Annotated in this window: 19 protein-coding genes and 1 tRNA gene; 10 read left to right on the forward strand and 10 right to left on the reverse strand. The window is 65.4% G+C overall.

Annotated features, from left to right (window positions below):
• Positions 1–83 precede the first annotated feature (83 nt).
• The gene (locus IFT54_RS06175) at positions 84–1016 is read right to left on the reverse strand and encodes a glycosyltransferase family 2 protein (RefSeq protein ID WP_192069976.1); all 933 of its coding nucleotides are present in this window, start codon (positions 1014–1016) and stop codon (positions 84–86) included.
• A 236-nt stretch (positions 1017–1252) separates the two neighbouring features.
• Complete coding sequence (locus IFT54_RS06180) at positions 1253–1948, reverse strand: hypothetical protein (protein ID WP_192069977.1); 696 nt, start codon at positions 1946–1948, stop codon at positions 1253–1255.
• Positions 1949–2188: 240 nt separating this feature from the next.
• Here IFT54_RS06180 and IFT54_RS06185 point away from each other — a divergent pair.
• A tRNA-Arg gene (locus IFT54_RS06185) sits at positions 2189–2265 on the forward strand.
• Positions 2266–2446: 181 nt separating this feature from the next.
• On the opposite strand, the gene IFT54_RS06190 is transcribed toward IFT54_RS06185, so the two are convergent.
• Both IFT54_RS06190 and IFT54_RS06195 read right to left on the reverse strand, forming a co-directional pair.
• Positions 2447–2707 (reverse strand): SWIB/MDM2 domain-containing protein, encoded by a 261-nt coding sequence (locus IFT54_RS06190; protein WP_031394799.1) that lies wholly within the window; start codon positions 2705–2707, stop codon positions 2447–2449.
• Between the two features lie 48 nt (positions 2708–2755).
• Positions 2756–2959, reverse strand: a complete 204-nt coding sequence (locus IFT54_RS06195; RefSeq protein ID WP_192069978.1) for a DUF2945 domain-containing protein — start codon at positions 2957–2959, stop codon at positions 2756–2758.
• A gap of 118 nt (positions 2960–3077) precedes the next feature.
• Here IFT54_RS06195 and IFT54_RS06200 point away from each other — a divergent pair, with 118 nt between their 5' ends.
• The 7 genes from IFT54_RS06200 to IFT54_RS06230 all read left to right on the forward strand — a co-directional run bounded on the left by IFT54_RS06200 (position 3078) and on the right by IFT54_RS06230 (position 8117).
• A complete protein-coding gene (locus IFT54_RS06200) occupies positions 3078–4184 on the forward strand; it encodes an S-(hydroxymethyl)glutathione dehydrogenase/class III alcohol dehydrogenase (RefSeq protein ID WP_192069979.1) in 1107 nt (368 codons plus the stop codon).
• A 10-nt stretch (positions 4185–4194) separates the two neighbouring features.
• The gene (locus tag IFT54_RS06205; protein WP_192069980.1) at positions 4195–4578 is read left to right on the forward strand and encodes a VOC family protein; all 384 of its coding nucleotides are present in this window, start codon (positions 4195–4197) and stop codon (positions 4576–4578) included.
• Positions 4578–5417, forward strand: coding sequence for an S-formylglutathione hydrolase (gene fghA / locus IFT54_RS06210; RefSeq protein ID WP_192070144.1), 840 nt, complete (start codon positions 4578–4580; stop codon positions 5415–5417). Before IFT54_RS06205 ends, fghA begins: the two co-directional genes overlap by 1 nt.
• 171 nt (positions 5418–5588) lie before the next feature.
• The gene (gene folE / locus IFT54_RS06215) at positions 5589–6215 is read left to right on the forward strand and encodes a GTP cyclohydrolase I FolE (RefSeq protein WP_081874053.1); all 627 of its coding nucleotides are present in this window, start codon (positions 5589–5591) and stop codon (positions 6213–6215) included.
• On the forward strand, positions 6212–6985 hold the full coding sequence (locus tag IFT54_RS06220) for an SDR family oxidoreductase (RefSeq protein WP_192069981.1): 774 nt from the start codon (positions 6212–6214) through the stop codon (positions 6983–6985). The genes folE and IFT54_RS06220 overlap by 4 nt, the downstream gene beginning before the upstream one ends.
• Positions 6978–7334 (forward strand): dihydroneopterin aldolase, encoded by a 357-nt coding sequence (locus IFT54_RS06225; RefSeq protein WP_031395191.1) that lies wholly within the window; start codon positions 6978–6980, stop codon positions 7332–7334. Before IFT54_RS06220 ends, IFT54_RS06225 begins: the two co-directional genes overlap by 8 nt.
• 105 nt (positions 7335–7439) lie before the next feature.
• Positions 7440–8117, forward strand: coding sequence for a DJ-1/PfpI family protein (locus tag IFT54_RS06230; RefSeq protein WP_192070145.1), 678 nt, complete (start codon positions 7440–7442; stop codon positions 8115–8117).
• A gap of 42 nt (positions 8118–8159) precedes the next feature.
• On the opposite strand, the gene leuA is transcribed toward IFT54_RS06230, so the two are convergent.
• The 6 genes from leuA to miaA form a co-directional block, all read right to left on the reverse strand.
• The gene (gene leuA, locus IFT54_RS06235; protein ID WP_192069982.1) at positions 8160–9818 is read right to left on the reverse strand and encodes a 2-isopropylmalate synthase; all 1659 of its coding nucleotides are present in this window, start codon (positions 9816–9818) and stop codon (positions 8160–8162) included.
• A gap of 193 nt (positions 9819–10011) precedes the next feature.
• Positions 10012–10617, reverse strand: a complete 606-nt coding sequence (locus IFT54_RS06240) for a YceI family protein (protein WP_056405452.1) — start codon at positions 10615–10617, stop codon at positions 10012–10014.
• A 389-nt stretch (positions 10618–11006) separates the two neighbouring features.
• Entirely contained in the window at positions 11007–12026 is a 1020-nt protein-coding gene (ilvC, locus tag IFT54_RS06245) for a ketol-acid reductoisomerase (RefSeq protein ID WP_031439771.1), read from the reverse strand.
• A gap of 106 nt (positions 12027–12132) precedes the next feature.
• A complete protein-coding gene (ilvN, locus tag IFT54_RS06250) occupies positions 12133–12648 on the reverse strand; it encodes an acetolactate synthase small subunit (RefSeq protein WP_031395186.1) in 516 nt (171 codons plus the stop codon).
• Positions 12648–14396 (reverse strand): acetolactate synthase 3 large subunit, encoded by a 1749-nt coding sequence (locus IFT54_RS06255; protein ID WP_037530175.1) that lies wholly within the window; start codon positions 14394–14396, stop codon positions 12648–12650. The genes ilvN and IFT54_RS06255 overlap by 1 nt, the downstream gene beginning before the upstream one ends.
• Before the next feature lie 82 nt (positions 14397–14478).
• Positions 14479–15408: a tRNA (adenosine(37)-N6)-dimethylallyltransferase MiaA gene (gene miaA / locus IFT54_RS06260; protein WP_192069983.1), complete on the reverse strand. Its 930-nt coding sequence runs from the start codon at positions 15406–15408 to the stop codon at positions 14479–14481.
• On the opposite strand from miaA, the gene serB reads away from it, so the two are divergent.
• Entirely contained in the window at positions 15401–16282 is an 882-nt protein-coding gene (gene serB / locus IFT54_RS06265) for a phosphoserine phosphatase SerB (RefSeq protein WP_192069984.1), read from the forward strand. The genes miaA and serB overlap by 8 nt on opposite strands.
• Positions 16283–16422: 140 nt before the next feature.
• Positions 16423–17157 carry a Crp/Fnr family transcriptional regulator gene (locus tag IFT54_RS06270; RefSeq protein ID WP_192069985.1) on the forward strand — a complete coding sequence of 245 codons (735 nt, stop codon included), beginning with the start codon at positions 16423–16425 and terminating at the stop codon, positions 17155–17157.
• Positions 17158–17174 lie beyond the last annotated feature (17 nt).

The raw sequence follows: 17174 nt of genomic DNA on the forward strand, positions 1-17174 counted from the left end.
TACGCAACACCTCGGGCTCACTCTATCACTGTCGTTGCAACGTATAAGGCGGGGGTCGTGCTGGCACACGATGCGCGGCGGCGCTAGCGGATCAGTCGTGCGACCTTCCTGATCGCGCGCCCGGCATATTGCCGCACGATGAAGGGATGTCCCAGGAACAGGCGGATTGCCTGGCCGCGCTTGCCCGACTGCACCGCGTGGCGAAATCCGTTCAAGGTCTCGAGCCGTCCAAGCGCCTGCCTGCGATCGTGCAATAGTGCGACCAGCTTGCCGTCACCGGCAACGTCGGAGCGTTTCGCCAGCGATGCGCTCATCGCAATCTGCGCCGTATAATCGACGGTCGTCTGGCTTTTGCCCGATGTGCGCAGCGTCCAGACATAGCCGGGTTGCGGGGTAATGACGAACTTTGCCCCGCACAGCATGGCATCGAAATACATCTTGAAGTCTTCACCATGGCGGATGGCCGGATCATAGCGAATGGCATGGTCTTCGAGAAACTGACGGCGGAACACCGGTTTGAGCAAACCATAGTCCATGTCCTGGTTGAACGGCCGGGCCGCCGCAACGAAGGCATAACGGTCAATCTCGGTGGCGGACCGGATCGCCTGGATTTGCGGTGGGCTCAACGCCGCCTGGGCCTCGTCCAGAAATCGCACGTTGTCCGCAACCATATCGGCGGCAAACGCATCGGCGACGTCGAGGAGGTGCCGCAACCGGCCGGGTTCGAAGGCGTCATCGGCATCGAGCACGGCGATCAAGGGCGCCCGAGCCGCCGCAAATCCCGCATTGCGCGCCGCCGATGGTCCGCCGTTCCGGTCGAGCCGGATCACCGAGAGGTTTGCGACATGACCATAGCGCGCCGTCACGGCTGCGTGCGTGCCATCGGGACAATGATCGTCGACGACGATCACTTCGAGCGCGACGTCGGTCTGGGACAGGGCAGAGTCGATCGCCTTGCCGATGAACTGAGCCGCACGATAAGCCGGGATCACGACGCAGATCTCAGGCGTATTCATCGGAACTGCGCTCGTCGGCGAAACGCTATTTGGCATCTTCGAAGTCCTGGATTGAGCCGCCAAATGCGTACTTTACGGGCCTTAAGCGGACGTCCGCTCGAATTGCAAGACACCGCAGGCAGCTAACCAAGGTCAAGACGGGACAGGTCAAATCCATGCCACGTCGTGGATGATCGCGCGATTGGCGACACGTCGCCGTGCTTCCGTGTCAGCGACGTGGAGTGGCTCAGTTGTCGCTAAGCAACCTCAAGCGCATCGTGCGGCATCATGCCCCTTGTCACGTGCGGCACGATCATACGGCCAAAAATGCCCCATATGGCGAGGATGAGCGTCAGACTTATCAGTTCGCCGCCATCTTCTACGAGCGTGCTGATCGTCTGGAAATGCGCGGCGCCGATCAGCATCTCATGGAGCTTGTCGACGACCACGGCGAAGAACGCGGTGACGCAGAAACCGAAGAGCAGCATGAGAGCGGGGGCCATGCGATCGCGGGCAAGCCTGGCGACGCCCAACAGGGTCAGCGCCAGAGGAATGCCGCTCAAGACTGCCTGCGCAAGAATTTCGCCATGACGTCCGATCACGGCGTACTGCGACAGCACCGCGCCGATATGCTCGTGAAGCCGCAGCGAGTCGTCGGCGAGCACGACCACGAACAAGAACGCGTAGGCAGCGTAGAAGAGCTCCTTCGCGTGAAGGAACGCATAGCGCGCGAGGCCGATGATCGTCAGTTCCTTGAGATATCCCCAGATCTCCATCAACGATCCGTCGACGGACGAGTAGAGCAGCTGACCATAGAGCATGCTCTCCGTCACATTCGCGTGCTCGACATAGGCCCAGCGCAGGAACATCCCGAGTACGACAAGGTCGATCGCCAGAATGACTCCCAGGCCGATCAGCATGGGTCTTGCAGCCGTGGCGATCATCGTTTTCATCACGGCCCCATTTGCCTCCGTCACAAAACTGTAATGCGTTTGTTAACAGTTGCATAGGTGGTTTGGATGATGCGCCTTTTCGGCGGCCTAGCCCGTTTTGGCAGGGCGCAGGTCCGCGGTTCGGCTTTCGCCCGCCTTTCAGCCGCGCAGATCAGGGTCTGGCCGTCATAATCGCTTGCGTCGACGGACGCGCGCAGTCTGGACCGACGGGAATGGGGCTAGTATGGACGTCGCGTGCGTGGCCCCGTAGCTCAGCCGGATAGAGCACCAGATTCCTAATCTGGGGGCCAGTGGTTCAAATCCACTCGGGGTCACCACCACCACCGACATTATCAAGCGATCCGCCGCCTGCGGGCATCGCGACACGCGTCAGGGATGTAGATTGGCTGGCGACATGGGGGTGCCGTCTAGCGCGGCCCGGTCGCAGCGTTGGGGAGCAATCAGGCGACGTTGACCCCTCCGCGGAGGTGGCAACGTCGCCTGGCGTCCCGGTCAGGCTTAGGCCTTGACGTGCTGCGAGATGTACTTGTTCATCTCGAACATGGTGCACTTGTCACGGCCGAAGACCTTCTTCAGCTTCTCGTCGGCGAGGATCTCGCGCTTGTTCTCAGGGTTCTGCAGATTGTGGGCCTTGATATAGACCCAGACCTTGCTGATCACTTCGCTGCGCGGGAGCTTGTCGTTACCGACGATCTCGCCGAGCTCGGGAGAGGGCTGGACGGGGGCGTGGATGCCGCCGGTCTTGGGAGCTGTAGCCATAAGCATTCCTTCCTGTTCGCATGCGTGCGTTAGGCACTGCACGCGTGGTCACGCCTTGTTGAGCGCGCCCGCCTTGTGCGCTGCCTTGCCGCCATTGTCACTCTTTACGATGAATTGCGGCTCGTCCTTGGACGCGCGGACGGTGTGGCCCTTGATCGTCGTGTCGCTGGTCTGCTTCTTTTCGACCGTGCCGTGCGCGGTGCCGCCGGGGGATTTCCAGGTGACCTCGTCGTCCTTTTTCGGATCCTTCATCACACCATCTCCTTGATATTCAACGATCAAGCGCAGAGGTGCGGGTTTTGTTGCATGATCCGCGGTTGCAGACCCAGGGGCTGCGGTTCATCTGATGCGCCACCAAGGAGACCCATGCATGAAGACCCGCGCCGCCGTAGCCTTCGAGGCGAAAAAACCGCTCGAGATCGTCGAGCTCGACCTCGAGGGACCCAAATCCGGCGAAGTTCTGGTCGAAATCATGGCCACGGGCATCTGTCACACCGATGCCTACACGCTCGACGGACTTGATTCGGAAGGCCTTTTCCCGAGCGTGCTGGGGCATGAAGGGGCGGGCATCGTCCGCGAGATCGGCGCGGGCGTGACCAGCGTCGCGGTCGGCGATCACGTCATCCCGCTCTACACCCCCGAATGCCGCCAGTGTAAGTCGTGCCTGAGCCAGAAGACCAACCTGTGCACCGCGATCCGCGCGACGCAAGGGAAAGGGCTGATGCCCGACGGCACGACGCGGTTCAGCTACAAGGGCCAGCCAATCTTCCATTACATGGGCTGCTCGACCTTCTCGAACTTCACCGTGCTGCCCGAAATCGCACTGGCCAAGATCCGCCCCGACGCGCCGTTCGACACCTCCTGCTATGTCGGTTGCGGCGTGACGACGGGCGTCGGCGCGGTCGTCCACACCGCGAAGGTGCAGCCCGGCGATACGGTCGTGGTGTTCGGGCTCGGCGGGATCGGGCTGAACGTGATCCAGGGCGCGCGACTGGCGGGCGCAGGGATGATCGTCGGCGTCGACATCAATCCCGACCGCGAGGAATGGGGTCGCCACTTCGGCATGACGCATTTCGCCAACCCGAAAGATGTGGGCGACATCGTGCAGCATATCGTCGCTTTGACCGACGGCGGCGCGGATTATACGTTCGACGCGACCGGCAACACGACCGTCATGCGCCAGGCGCTCGAGGCCTGCCATCGCGGCTGGGGCACGTCGATCGTGATCGGCGTGGCCGAGGCGGGCAAGGAGATCAGCACGCGGCCGTTCCAGCTCGTCACCGGGCGCAACTGGCGCGGGACCGCGTTCGGCGGTGCGCGTGGACGTACGGACACGCCCAAGATCGTCGACTGGTATATGGACGGCAAGATCGAGATCGACCCGATGATCACGCACCGCCTGTCGCTCGACGAGATCAACAAGGGGTTCGACCTGATGCACGCCGGCGAGAGCATCCGCTCCGTCGTGATCTACTGAGGAATACGCCATGTTTAGCCATGTCATGCTCGGCGCCGACGATATCGCGGCATCGAAAGCGTTTTACGACGCGAGCCTGGGTGCCCTTGGCGTGCCCGAGGGCGTCGTCGATGAGTGGGGCCGGCTCGTCTATGCGCACGCTGGCGGCCGCTTCCTGCTGACCAAGCCGCTCGACGGGCAGCCGGCCAGCCACGGCAATGGCAGCACGATGGGGTTCGTTGCGGCCTCGCCCGAGGCGGCCGACGCCTGGCATGCCGCGGGGCTCGCGTATGGCGGCACCGCCTGCGAGGATCCGCCCGGCGTGCGGCACGGCACCGCGGGTCGCACCCTGTATCTGGCGTATCTGCGCGACCCGTCGGGCAACAAGCTCTGCGCCGCTCACCGGATCGCATGATGGAGACGCTATCGACCAGCACGGCGTTTGGCGGCACGCAGGGCGTGTACCGCCACGCGTCGACCGCGACCGGCACCGACATGACCTTTGCGGTCTATGTCCCGCCGCACGCGCCGGACGCGCGCTTGCCGGTGCTGTGGTTCCTGTCGGGACTGACCTGCACGCATGCCAATGTCATGGACAAGGGCGAGTATCGCCGCGCCTGCGCAGAGCACGGCGTGATCCTGATCGCCCCCGACACGAGTCCGCGCGGAGAGGGGGTTCCCGACGACGACGCCTATGATTTCGGCCAAGGCGCGGGCTTCTACGTCGATGCGACCGAGCAGCCCTGGGCCGCGAACTTCAACATGAAGCGCTATGTCGAGGACGAACTCCCCGCGCTGATCGCCGCGGAGTTTCCGATGGCGGACATGACGCGGCAGGGGGTCACCGGGCACTCGATGGGCGGGCATGGCGCGCTGACGATCGCGCTGCGCAATCCCGACCGGTTCCGCAGCGTGTCGGCCTTCGCGCCGATCGTCGCGCCGCTGCACTGCCCCTGGGGTGAGAAGGCGCTGACGGGGTATCTGGGGCCGGACCGTGCCGACTGGCGTGCGTACGACGCCTGTGCGCTGATCGCCGATGGCGCGCGGGTCGCCGACATCCTCGTCGATCAGGGGAAGGCCGACGGCTTCCTCGACGAACAGCTGAAGCCGGCGCTGTTGGCGGAGGCATGCGCGGCGGCGGGGATCGACCTGACGTTGCGGATGCAGCCGGGGTACGACCATAGCTATAATTTCATATCGACCTTCATGCCGGATCATGTCGTCTGGCATGCGGAACGGCTGCGGCGCGCCTGACACGCCGTAACGCAAGCGATATGATGTGGCCCTTGTGTTCGGGCCGCGGACGGCCGCATGGCGCGCGGCGGGCGGGAGTCCGCTGCGATATTGTCGATATTATGATACCTCGGTCGGGCTTTCGTACCGAGGACCTTGCACGCCGGCCTGGCGGAATGATGGAGCGCTGTGATGATCGCCGAAACGCCTTTTGCCGATGCCGAGCCGGCCGTCGGCCCGGATGGCAAGCTGATCGTTCCGCAGGAGGTCGAGGCGGCGATCCGGACGCTGATCCGCTGGACCGGCGACGATCCGACGCGCGAAGGGCTGGTCGACACCCCGCGCCGGGTCGCGCGCGCGTGGAAGGAATATTGCGCGGGCTATGGCGATGATCCGGCACGGCATCTCGAACGCGTGTTCGAGGAGGTCGGCGGATATGACGAGATCGTCCTGTTGAAGGATATCCCGTTCCAGTCGCACTGCGAGCATCACATGGCGCCGATCATCGGCAAGGCGCACATCGCCTATCTGCCGCGCAACCATGTCGTCGGCATCTCGAAGCTGGCGCGCGTGCTGCACGGCTTTGCCCGCCGGTTGCAGGTGCAGGAGCGGCTGACCGCGGAGGTGGCCGACTGCATCTGGGAGCAGCTGAAGCCGCAGGGCGTCGCGGTCGTGATCGAGGCGACGCATGCCTGCATGGCCGCGCGCGGCGTGCGGACGCCGGGGGTGACGATGGTCACTAGCCGGATGATGGGCGTGTTCCGCGAGGATGAGCGCAGCCGCAAGGAGGTGCTGTCGCTGATGGGCGCGCGCGCATGATCCGAACCGTCCTGGTCACCGGCGGGGCGAAGCGCTTGGGCGCCGCGATCGTCCGGCGGCTGGCGGCGGACGGGCATGCGGTGGTCGTGCATCAGGGGCACTCGCCCAAGGAGGCCGCGGCGCTGGTCGACGAGATCGTCGCGACCGGCGGCCGCGCGGCGGCGGTCGAGGGTGATCTGAGCGATCTGCACGGGGTCGGCGATCTGTTCGCGGCGGCGCGGGGCGCGATCGGCGGTCCGATCGACGGGCTGGTCAATTGCGCATCGAAGTTCGCGTTCGATCGACCGCCCGCGGTCGATCCTGCGCTATTCGCCGAGCTCGCTGCGATCAACTGCGGCGCGCCGGTGCTGCTCGCCTCGGCGCTGGCGTCGCAGGAGGATGTCCGTGACGGCGCGATCGTCAATCTGCTCGACCAGAAGGTCGTCAACCTGAACCCCGATTTCTTCTCCTATAGCTGCGGCAAGATCGCGCTGGAGGGGGCGACGGTGATGCTGGCGCAGGCGCTGGGCCCCCGGATCAGCGTCAACGCGGTCTCGCCAGGGCTGACGCTGCCGAGCGGTGACCAGACCGCCGCGGAATTCGAGGCAGTGGCGAGCGACAACCTGCTCCAGCGCCCGGTCGGGGCGAAGGCGGTCGCCGATGCAGTCGCGTGGTTGCTGGGTGCGAAGGGCGTGACCGGGCAGAACCTGTTCGTCGATTGCGGGCAGCGGTTTCTGGCGCGCGACGGCGATGTGATGTTCGACCGGCATCATGGGGAGCGCAATGGCTGAGTTCACGACGATCCTCGACGGGCTCGAGGTGATGATGCGGCTGGGCATTTATCCGCACGAGGTGGCGCCGCAGCGCGTGGTCGTCTCGGTCGAGATGACGGTCGTATATCCGGGGCCGCTTGGCGAGGACGCGATCGGCGAGGTGCTCGATTACGACTTCGTCCGCGCCGGGATCCTGGCGATGGCGGCGGAGCGTCCGTTCGCCTTGCAGGAGACGCTGTGCGAGGCGATTGCGGCGCTGTGCCTGGGTGACGCGCGGGTGAGGCGGGTCGAGGTCGAGACGATGAAGACCGACATCTACCCCGATGCCGCGATCGGGTGCCGGATCGTGCGGGAGCGTGCGATCTAGTGGAGGCAATAGTCCCACGACCGGGCGCATTTGGTGCCCATGAGCGGCGCCGATCCCGGCGCCGGCTCGTTCCCTGCCCATAACCCCCTCATTCGGAGACTTATGGTGAACATTCTCGTCGTCCTTACCTCGCATGCCGATCTCGGCGATACCGGCCGCAGGACCGGCTTCTGGCTCGAAGAGCTTGCCGCACCCTATTATGTGTTCAAGGATGCCGGCGCGTCCATCACGCTCGCCTCGCCGGCCGGTGGCCAGCCGCCGCTCGATCCGAGCAGCGCGAAGCCCGACGCGCAGACCGATGCGACGCGCCGGTTCGAGGGGGACGCGGAGGCCAGCGCAGCGCTCGCCGACACGCGGAAATTGTCCGAGATGAAGATCGCCGATTTCGACGCGGTGTTCTATCCGGGCGGACACGGCCCGTTGTGGGATCTGGCCAACGACCCGGCGTCGATCGCGCTGATCGAGACGACCATCGGCGCGGGCAAGCCCGTCGCGCTGGTCTGTCATGCGCCCGGCGTGCTGCGCGACGTGAAGGCGGCCGATGGCTCGCCGCTGGTGAAGGGGAAGACGGTCACCGGCTTCACCAACAGCGAAGAGGCGGCGGTCGGGCTCAGCGATATCGTGCCGTTCCTCGTCGAGGACATGCTCGCGCAGCAGGGTGGCAAGTACTCGAAGACTGCCGACTGGGGCGTGCATGTCGTCGAGGACGGCTTGCTGATCACCGGGCAGAACCCCGCCTCGTCGGAAAAGGCGGCACAGACGCTGCTGGCGAAGCTCGCCTGATAGAACGGCCACCGGCTTGACCGGTGGCCGCCCTTCCGGGTGTCAGGCGCGGTTGGCGGCGCTGAGGACGGCGCGGACCGAGGCGGTGGCGATGTCGGTGTCCATGCCGACGCCGAACACCGTCTTGCCCGCCGCGGTCCGGCATTCGACATAGGCCGCCGCCTGCGCATCCGCACCATGGCCGATCGCGTGCTCGTTATAATCGACCACGTCGAGCGTCGGGCCGGTCGACTCCGCGATCGCCGCGATCACGCCCGAGATCAGCCCGTTGCCGCGCCCCGAGATCGACCGTTCCTCGCCATCGATCGCGACGCGACCGATGAAGACGCGCTGCCCTGCGGTGCCGCTTTCCTCATAGTCGCGCAGCTCCACGCGGTCGTCGGCGTGCGGCAAATAGGTCCGTTCGAACAGCTGCCAGATATCCGCCGCATTCAGCTCGCGGCTCGTCTCGTCGGCATAGGCCTGCACATGACGGCTGAAATCGGCCTGGAGACGCTTGGGCAGCTTCAGCCCCTTGTCCTGCTCGATCACCCAGGCGACGCCGCCCTTGCCCGACTGCGAATTGACGCGGATCACCGCCTCGTAGCTGCGGCCCAGATCGGCGGGGTCGATCGGGAGATAGGGGACCTCCCACAATGTGTCGTTCTTCGCTTCCTGCGCGGCGAACCCCTTCTTGATCGCGTCCTGGTGGCTGCCAGAAAATGCCGTGAAAACGAGGTCGCCCGCGTAGGGCGTGCGCGGATGGACGGGGATGTTGGTGCAGTAGTTGACCGTGTTCACGACCGCGTCGATGTCCGACAGGTCGAGCTTCGGATCCACCCCTTGCGTGTACATGTTGAGCGCGACGGTCACGAGATCGCAATTGCCGGTGCGCTCGCCATTGCCGAGCAGACAGCCCTCGACGCGGTCCGCACCCGCCATCATGCCGAGTTCGGCGGCGGCGACGCCGGTGCCGCGGTCGTTATGCGTGTGCAGGCTGATCGCCACCGAGTCACGGTTGCGGATATGGCGGCCGAACCACTCGATCTGGTCGGCATAGATGTTCGGCGTCGCGCATTCGACGGTGGCGGGCAGGTTGAAGATGATCGGGTTTTCGGGCGTCGGCATCAGGACGTCCATCACCGCCTCGCAGACCTCGAGGCTGAACTCGAGTTCGGCGGTCGAGAAGGTCTCAGGGGAATATTCGAACTGCCAGCGGACGTTCGGTTGCTTGGCGGCCTCGTCGCGCAGCACCTTGGCGCCGTCGATCGCGATCTGCTTCACCTGTGCGCGGTCCATCCCGAACACGATCTTGCGCCATGCGGGCGATACGGCATTGTAGAGGTGGACGATCGCGGTCTTCGCACCGACGAGGCTGGCAAAGCTCGTCTCGATCAGGTCGCGGCGCGACTGCGTCAGCACCTGGATCGACACGTCGTCGGGGATGCGGCCGGTCTTCACGAGGCCTGAGATGAAATCGAACTCGGTCGCGCCCGCGCTCGGGAAGCCGACCTCGATCTCCTTCAAGCCGACCTTGCAGAGCAGGTCGAAGAAGCGCGTCTTCTTCTCGGCATCCATCGGGTCGATCAGCGCCTGATTGCCGTCGCGAAGATCGGTCGACAGCCAGCGTGGCGGCGTGACGATCGTCTTGGACGGCCATTGGCGGTCGGGCAGGTCGATTTGCGGGAAGGGTCGGTATTTGGTCGATGGGTCGCGCAGCATGGCTCGTGTCTCTCGTGATCGGGAGCGTTCGGGTCAGCCCTTAGGCGCGAGGCGCGGGGGCTGGCCACCACGCAAACGATCGGCGCGCCTAAGGGCGCGTAAGTCGAAGCAGCAGAAGGCGACCGTGAGACATTGCGTCCTCCCTATCGCGCGGACACGGTAAATGTCCAGCGCGATAGGGTCGGCGTACGTATTATTGCGCAGCGAATGCCGCGTTGATCGTCAGGTCGACCTTGTCCGACACGACGGGGGCATAGGCGCCGATGTTGAAATCGCTGCGCTTGATCGAGGTCGTCGCGCGGAAGCCGAAGTTCAGCTTCTTGTTCATCGGGTTCGCGCCCGCACCGACGAACGTCGCCTGCAGCACGACCGGCTTGGTGACGCCCTTGAGTGTAAGATCACCGGTGATGGTCGCCTTGTCACCGGTCGCGACGACCTTGGTCGAGACGAACTTGGCAGTCGGGTAGGTCGCGGCGTCGAAAAAGTCCTTCGACTTCAGATGGCCCGCGAACGGCGCGGACGTGACCGACAGCTGGTCGATCGCGAAATTGACCTCGACCTTGGTCGCGTTCGGCTTGGCCGGATCGATCGTGATGCTGCCACCCGACGCGCCGAGCTGCCCCTCAAGCATCGAGAAGCCCATATGGTTGAGCTGCCACGTCACCTGGGTGTGGTTGGCGTCGACGGCATAGGTGCCGGCGGCGACGCGCGCCTTGACGGGGGCGCCGGGGACGGCGGCGGTCTGCGCCAATACGGGAGCGGCGGTGAGGGCGAGGATGGTGGCTAGGGCTAGGCGCATGCGGGGTCTCCTGTTGAACGCGCGATGCTGGCCGAGCGGAGGGAGCGCGTCAAATGACGTTATGCCAACGCTGTGTTTCGGATTTGGGTCGGAGGGGGGGGAAGGAGAGCGGTTACCCCCCAAAAACGCCACCACCCCGGCGAAGGCCGGGGCCCAGTTGGGGGACGGTGGTAACGGAAGACGGCGCTTCGTTACTCCGGCCTTTCCAACTGGGCCCCGGCCTTCGCCGGGGTGGAGCGGTAGGGGACGGATTGGGGGGCAGCGGCCCCTTATCGGTGGCCAAATACCCCCCCCGTTCGCCCTGAGCGCAGTCGAAGGGCCTGCCCCAAGCGGGGTGCTTCGACGTCGCTCAGCACGAACGAGCGTAGGGAAGGCGGCGAATACCGGCCTTAGTTCTTCGCCTTATCCACCAGCGCGTTCTTCCCGATCCACGGCATCATGCCGCGCAGCTCGCTGCCGATTTTCTCGATCGGATGCGCCAGCGCCTGCTTGCGCGCCGCCTTCAGCTCGGGCTGCCCCGCACGGTTGTCGAGGATGAAGTTCTTTACGAAGCGCCCCGACTGGATGTCGGCCAGCACGCGCTTCATCTCGGCCTTGGTCTCGGACGTGATGATCCGCGGACCCGTGGTGATGTCGCCATATTCGGCGGTGTTCGAGATCGAATAGCGCATGTTGGCGATGCCGCCCTCATAGAGCAGGTCGACGATCAGCTTGGTCTCGTGCAGGCACTCGAAATAGGCCATTTCGGGGGCGTAGCCGGCTTCGGTCAGCGTCTCGAACCCGGCCTGGATCAGGTGGGTGATGCCGCCGCAGAGCACGGCCTGCTCGCCGAACAGATCGGTCTCGCATTCCTCGCGGAAATTGGTCTCGATGATGCCCGAGCGACCGCCGCCGACGCCCGAGGCATAGGCGAGCGCGATGTCGTGCGCGTTGCCCGACTTGTCCTGGTCGATCGCGATCAGGCAGGGGACGCCGCCGCCGCGGACATATTCGCTGCGCACGGTGTGGCCGGGGCCCTTGGGCGCGATCATGATGACGTCGAGATCGGCGCGCGGCTCGATCAGGCCGAAATGGACGTTCAGGCCGTGTGCGAACGCGATCGTCGCACCCTGCTTGAGGTTGTCGTGCAGATCGGTCGCGTAGATCGCGGCCTGATGCTCGTCGGGTGCGAGGATCATGACGATGTCGGCCCAGGCCGCCGCCTCGGCGTTCGACTTGACCGCGAAGCCCGCCTCGATCGCCTTCTTGGCGGTCGGCGAGCCCTCGCGCAGCGCGATCGCGACGTCCTTGACGCCCGAATCGCGCAGGTTCTGCGCGTGCGCATGGCCCTGCGAGCCGTAACCGACGATCGCGATCTTCTTGTCGGTGATCAGGTTCAGGTCGGCGTCGCGATCGTAATAGACACGCATTATATTCTTCCTTCTTTCGTCATTCCGGCGAACGCCGGAACCCAGGGTTCCAGGCGGCGCCGTTCGTGGTTCTGGGTCCTGACGTTCGTCAGGATGACAGGTAAATTCAGGCCGGCTCTTTGCCGCGGGCGATCGCGACGATACCGGTGCGGGCGACTTCGATCAGGCCGACTTCGCCCATGAGTTCGACGAACTTGTCGATCTTGTCGATCCCGCCGGTCACCTCGAACACGAAGCTCGACGTCGTCGCATCGACCACGCGGGCGCGATAGACGTCAGCCAGGCGCAGCGCTTCGATCCGGTGGTCGCCGGTGCCGCGCACCTTGACCAGCGCCAGCTCGCGTTCGACATGCGCGCCTTGCGCGGTCAGGTCGGTGACCTTGTGGACGGGGACGAGCCGGTCGAGCTGTGCGAGGATCTGCTCCATCGTCGCGGGCGACGCGCTGGTGACGATCGTGATGCGGCTGACCGCCTTGTCGGCGGTGATCTCCGACACGGTCAGGCTCTCGATATTATAGCCGCGCGCGGTGAACAGGCCGGCGATCCGGGCGAGGATGCCCGGCTCGTTGTCGACGATCACGGCGAGCGTATGCCGCTCGGCCTTTTCCTGGGAAATATGCATCAAACCAGTGCCTTCGCTTCGTCGTCCATCGTGCCCGACACTTCGTTCGCCTGAAGGATCATGTCCGTATGCGCAGCACCGCTCGGAATCATCGGGAAGCAGTTGGTCAGCTGCGACACGCGGCAATCGACGATCACTGGGCCGTCATGGGCCAGCATCTCCGCAATCCCGCTGTCGAGCTGGTCGCGCGTCTCGATTAGGATGCCCTTCCAGCCATAAGCCTCGCCCAACCGAACGAAATCGGGCAGCGAATCCGAATAGCTCTCGGCATAGCGGCTCTCATAGGTGAGCTCCTGCCACTGGCGGACCATGCCCATATACTGGTTGTTGAGGATGAAGATCTTCACCGGCAACCGGTATTGGGTGGCGGTCGCCAGCTCCTGGATGTTCATCTGGATCGACGCCTCGCCGGCGATGTCGATCACCAGCGCGTTCGGATTGCCGAGCTGCGCGCCGATCGCGGCGGGCAGGCCATAGCCCATCGTGCCGAGACCGCCGCTGGTCAGCCATTTGTTCGGCTTTTCGAAGCCGAAATGCTGTGCGGCCCACATCTGGTGCTGGCCAACCTCGGTCGTGATGATCGGGTTGCGTGCCTTGGTCGCGTCGAACAGTGCCCGGATCGCGCGCTGCGGCATGATCTCGTTCGGGTCGTTCTCGGGGAAGTCGAGGCACTTGACCGCACGCCAGCCGGCGATCCGCCGCTGCCAGTCGGTGGTGTCGGGCTTGGGATGCTGACGGCTCTTCCAGATCCGCACCATGTCCTCGAGCGCATGGCCGACATCGGCGATGATGCCGAGATCGACGCGCACGGTCTTGTTCACCGACGATCGATCGATGTCGATATGCACTTTCCGCGAATTCGGGCTGAACGCGTCGAGCCGTCCGGTCACGCGGTCGTCGAACCGGCTGCCGAGCGCGACGACGAGGTCGGCCTGGTTCATCGCCATGTTGGCCTCGTACGTGCCGTGCATCCCGAGCATGCCGAGCCACTGCTCGCCGCTCGCAGGATAGGCGCCGAGACCCATCAGCGTCGACGTCACCGGTGCGCCGGTGATGCGGACGAGCTCGCACAGCAGCTGGCTCGCGGCCGGGCCCGAATTGATGATGCCGCCGCCGGTGTACAGGATCGGGCGTTCGGCCGCGGCAAGCATGTCCACCAGCTGCTCGATCTGCGACTGGTCGGCCTTAACCTGCGGGCGATAGGTCTTGTGCTGGATCGGGCCGGGCTTCGCATAGCGCGCGGTCGCGACCTGCACGTCCTTGGGGATGTCGACGACCACCGGCCCTGGACGACCCGAGGTGGCGATGTGGAACGCCTCGTGGATCACCCCGCCGAGCTTGGCCGGGTCCTTCACGAGATAATTATGCTTCGAACAATGGCGCGTGATGCCGACGGTATCGGCCTCCTGGAACGCGTCGGTACCGATCAGCGCGGTCGGCACCTGGCCGGTGATCACCACCATCGGGATCGAATCCATCAGCGCATCGGTGATCCCGGTGACTGCATTGGTCGCGCCGGGCCCCGAGGTGACGAGCACCACGCCGGGCTTGCCGGTCGAGCGGGCATAGCCCTCTGCCGCATGCGTCGCGGCCTGTTCGTGGCGCACCAGGATGTGCTTGATCCGGCCGCTGCGAAACAGCGCGTCGTAGATCGGCAGCACGGCACCGCCCGGATAGCCGAACACGACCTCCACGCCGAGATCGCACAGCGCCTCGATCAGGATATCGGCTCCACTCTTCTCGGTCATCACGTCAAAATCCTTTCGAATGCGCCGCCTTTAGCGCCTCGTGGAGGGGGCGGCTACCGATATAAAAGATGCGTGTCAAACATCATTTTAGCAATATAGTTTCAAATTGCTGTGAGCGCGTTGGAAAATCGAGCGCGTCCGTGCGCGTCCAGGCGGCCGGCGGTTGGTGGCGAAGCCAAGTATATTGCCGCTTGGCATAGCGCCGCGTGGCAAGCGATCCGGCGGCGATCGCCTCGGCCAGCGAGTTTTCCCCGCGGACGAGCGCGGCGATCTCGGGAACGCCGATCGCGCGGCGGATCGGCGCGTCCTGCGGGATGTCGATGCGGGCGAGGAGTGCGGTAACTTCCGCTTGGCTGGTCTCGGCCATCTCGGCGAAGCGCTGGTCGATGCGCGCGTTCAGCCAGTCGCGGTCGGGGATCAGGATCAGCGCGCGGACGTCGAGCCGGTCGCCGATCCCGCCCAACCGTTCGGTCTGCCAGTCGGCGAGCGTGCGGCCGGTCCCGCGGACCACCTCCAGCGCGCGCGCGACGCGCGTGGTGTCGGCGGCGTTGAGCCGTGCGGCGGCGGGCGGATCGAGCAGAGCGAGGGCTGCATGCGCCTCGGCGACGGGGAGCGCGCGGACCTGCTTGCGCAGATCGGGGTCGATCGTGGGGACGGGGGCAATGCCGTCGAGCAGCGTGCGGATATAGAGCCCGGTGCCGCCGACCAGGATCGGCAGTCTGCGCTCCGCCACCACTTCGTCGATTGCGCGCGTCGCCTCGGCGGCCCAGCGTGCGGCGGAATAGGTCGCGTCGGCGGCGTCGACATGGCCGAACAGGCGGTGCGGGGCGCTGGCTTCCTCTTCGGCCGAAGGACGCGCGGTGAGGATCCGGAGATCGGCATAGACCTGCGCGGAATCGGCATTGATGACGACGCCGTCGTGGCGCGCGGCAATGGCAAGCGCGAGCGCGGACTTGCCGCTCGCGGTCGGCCCTGCGATGAGCGCGACCTTCGGGAGATGTTCTATGTTCACGGCAACGCTTATAGCCTCGGGCACGCTGACCGCAGGCGATATTTCGACCGCGATGGACCGGCTCCGCGACGCCGGCTGCGCGCCGGGTGCGAGCGGCTGGATCGACGAAGGTGACGCCGCCGACCTGATCTTCGGCATGGCGCCCGACGCGGCGCGGACCGCGCTCGAGGGGGCGTTCGGCAAAACCGATGTGGTCGTGCAGTCGAGCCTGACCCGGACCAAGGCACTGCTGATCGCGGACATGGATTCGACGATGATCACCGTCGAGTGCATCGACGAGCTCGCCGACTATGCGGGAATAAAGCCGCAGATCGCCGAGATCACCGAGCGCGCGATGCGCGGCGAACTGCACTTCGAGGCGGCACTCGATGCGCGCGTCGCGCTGCTTGAGGGGCTGGCTGAGAGCGACATCGAACGCTGCCTCGCCGAACGGGTCACGATCATGCCGGGTGCGCAGGCGCTGGTACGGACGATGCGCGCGCGCGGCGCGAAGGCGGTGCTCGTGTCGGGCGGCTTCACGCGCTTTGCCGAGCCGGTGGCGCGGACGATCGGGTTCGACGTCGCGATCGCGAACGTGCTGGAGATTGCGGACGGTACGCTGACGGGGCGGGTCGCTCGGCCGATCGTCGGGTCGCATACCAAGCTGGCGACGCTGCACGCCGCGCTAGCCGAGCACGGGATCGCGGTCGAACATTCGCTCGCCGTCGGCGACGGCGCGAACGACCTCGCGATGATCGAGGCAGCGGGGCTGGGCGTCGCCTATCATGCCAAGCCGATCGTCGCGGCAGCCGCGGCGGCACGGATCGACCATGGCGATCTGACCGCTCTGCTCTACGCCCAGGGCCTGCCGCGCGCCGCCTGGGTGACCGAATGAGCGCCGTCAAGCGCGTTTCCAGCCACCGAGTCCCTCTTTGGTAATCCAGGTTAAGCCACTGCGCCATATCCCGGCTTGCTAAGCTGTATCCAAAAATTAGGGGTCGATGCCAAAGACTTGCGATTGATTGGCTGAGACGAATGGATGCTGGCTGGGACTATGAGCGCTTCAAGGCGTTCACCTGTGCGGACGACGACGACATTGATACCTTCCGCCGGCTCGCCGGGCCAACGATCGGTTTGAAGCGTGGCGAGATCCTGCGGATGCAGGGGGAACCTGACCCACAGGTCTATATACTGCTGAGCGGCTGGGTTGCGTGCAGCATCATCGTCGGCGAGAGCGCGCGGCAGATCGTCAAGGTTCATCTGCCCGGCGATCTGGTCGGGATGCCGAGCCTTGCCGCCCCGACCGCGTGCGACACGATCGAAGCCGTCTCGGCGGCGAAGCTCGGCGTGATCGAGACCGCGGCGATCGGGCAGGTGTTCAGCAGCAACCCGCGGCTCGCGGCATTGCTGTTCCTCGTCTCGCAGCAGGAGCGCGTCGTGCTGATGGAGCGGCTGGCGTCGATCGGGCGGACCAGCGCGGCGAGTCGGATCGCCGCGCTGATCCTTGAGCTGCGCACCCGGCTGCGGCGAAACGATCCGACGATCGAGAATGTCGTGCCGGTGCCGCTGACGCAGGAGGATATCGGCGACATGACCGGGCTGACCCCGGTCTATGTCAACCGGACGCTGCGCCAGCTGCGGACCTCGGGGATCGCGACGTGGCGGCGCGGGGTCATCACGATCGACGACCGCGACGCGCTGGCGGTCCTCGCCGCGTTGCCGCAAAGTCTGGAACGCGACACGAGCTGGATCCCGAGCCGGCGCGGCTGAACGCCGGGCGTGTCGGG

The sequence above is a fragment of the Sphingomonas sp. CFBP 13714 genome, from assembly GCF_014842205.1.
GTDB lineage: Bacteria > Pseudomonadota > Alphaproteobacteria > Sphingomonadales > Sphingomonadaceae > Sphingomonas > Sphingomonas aerolata.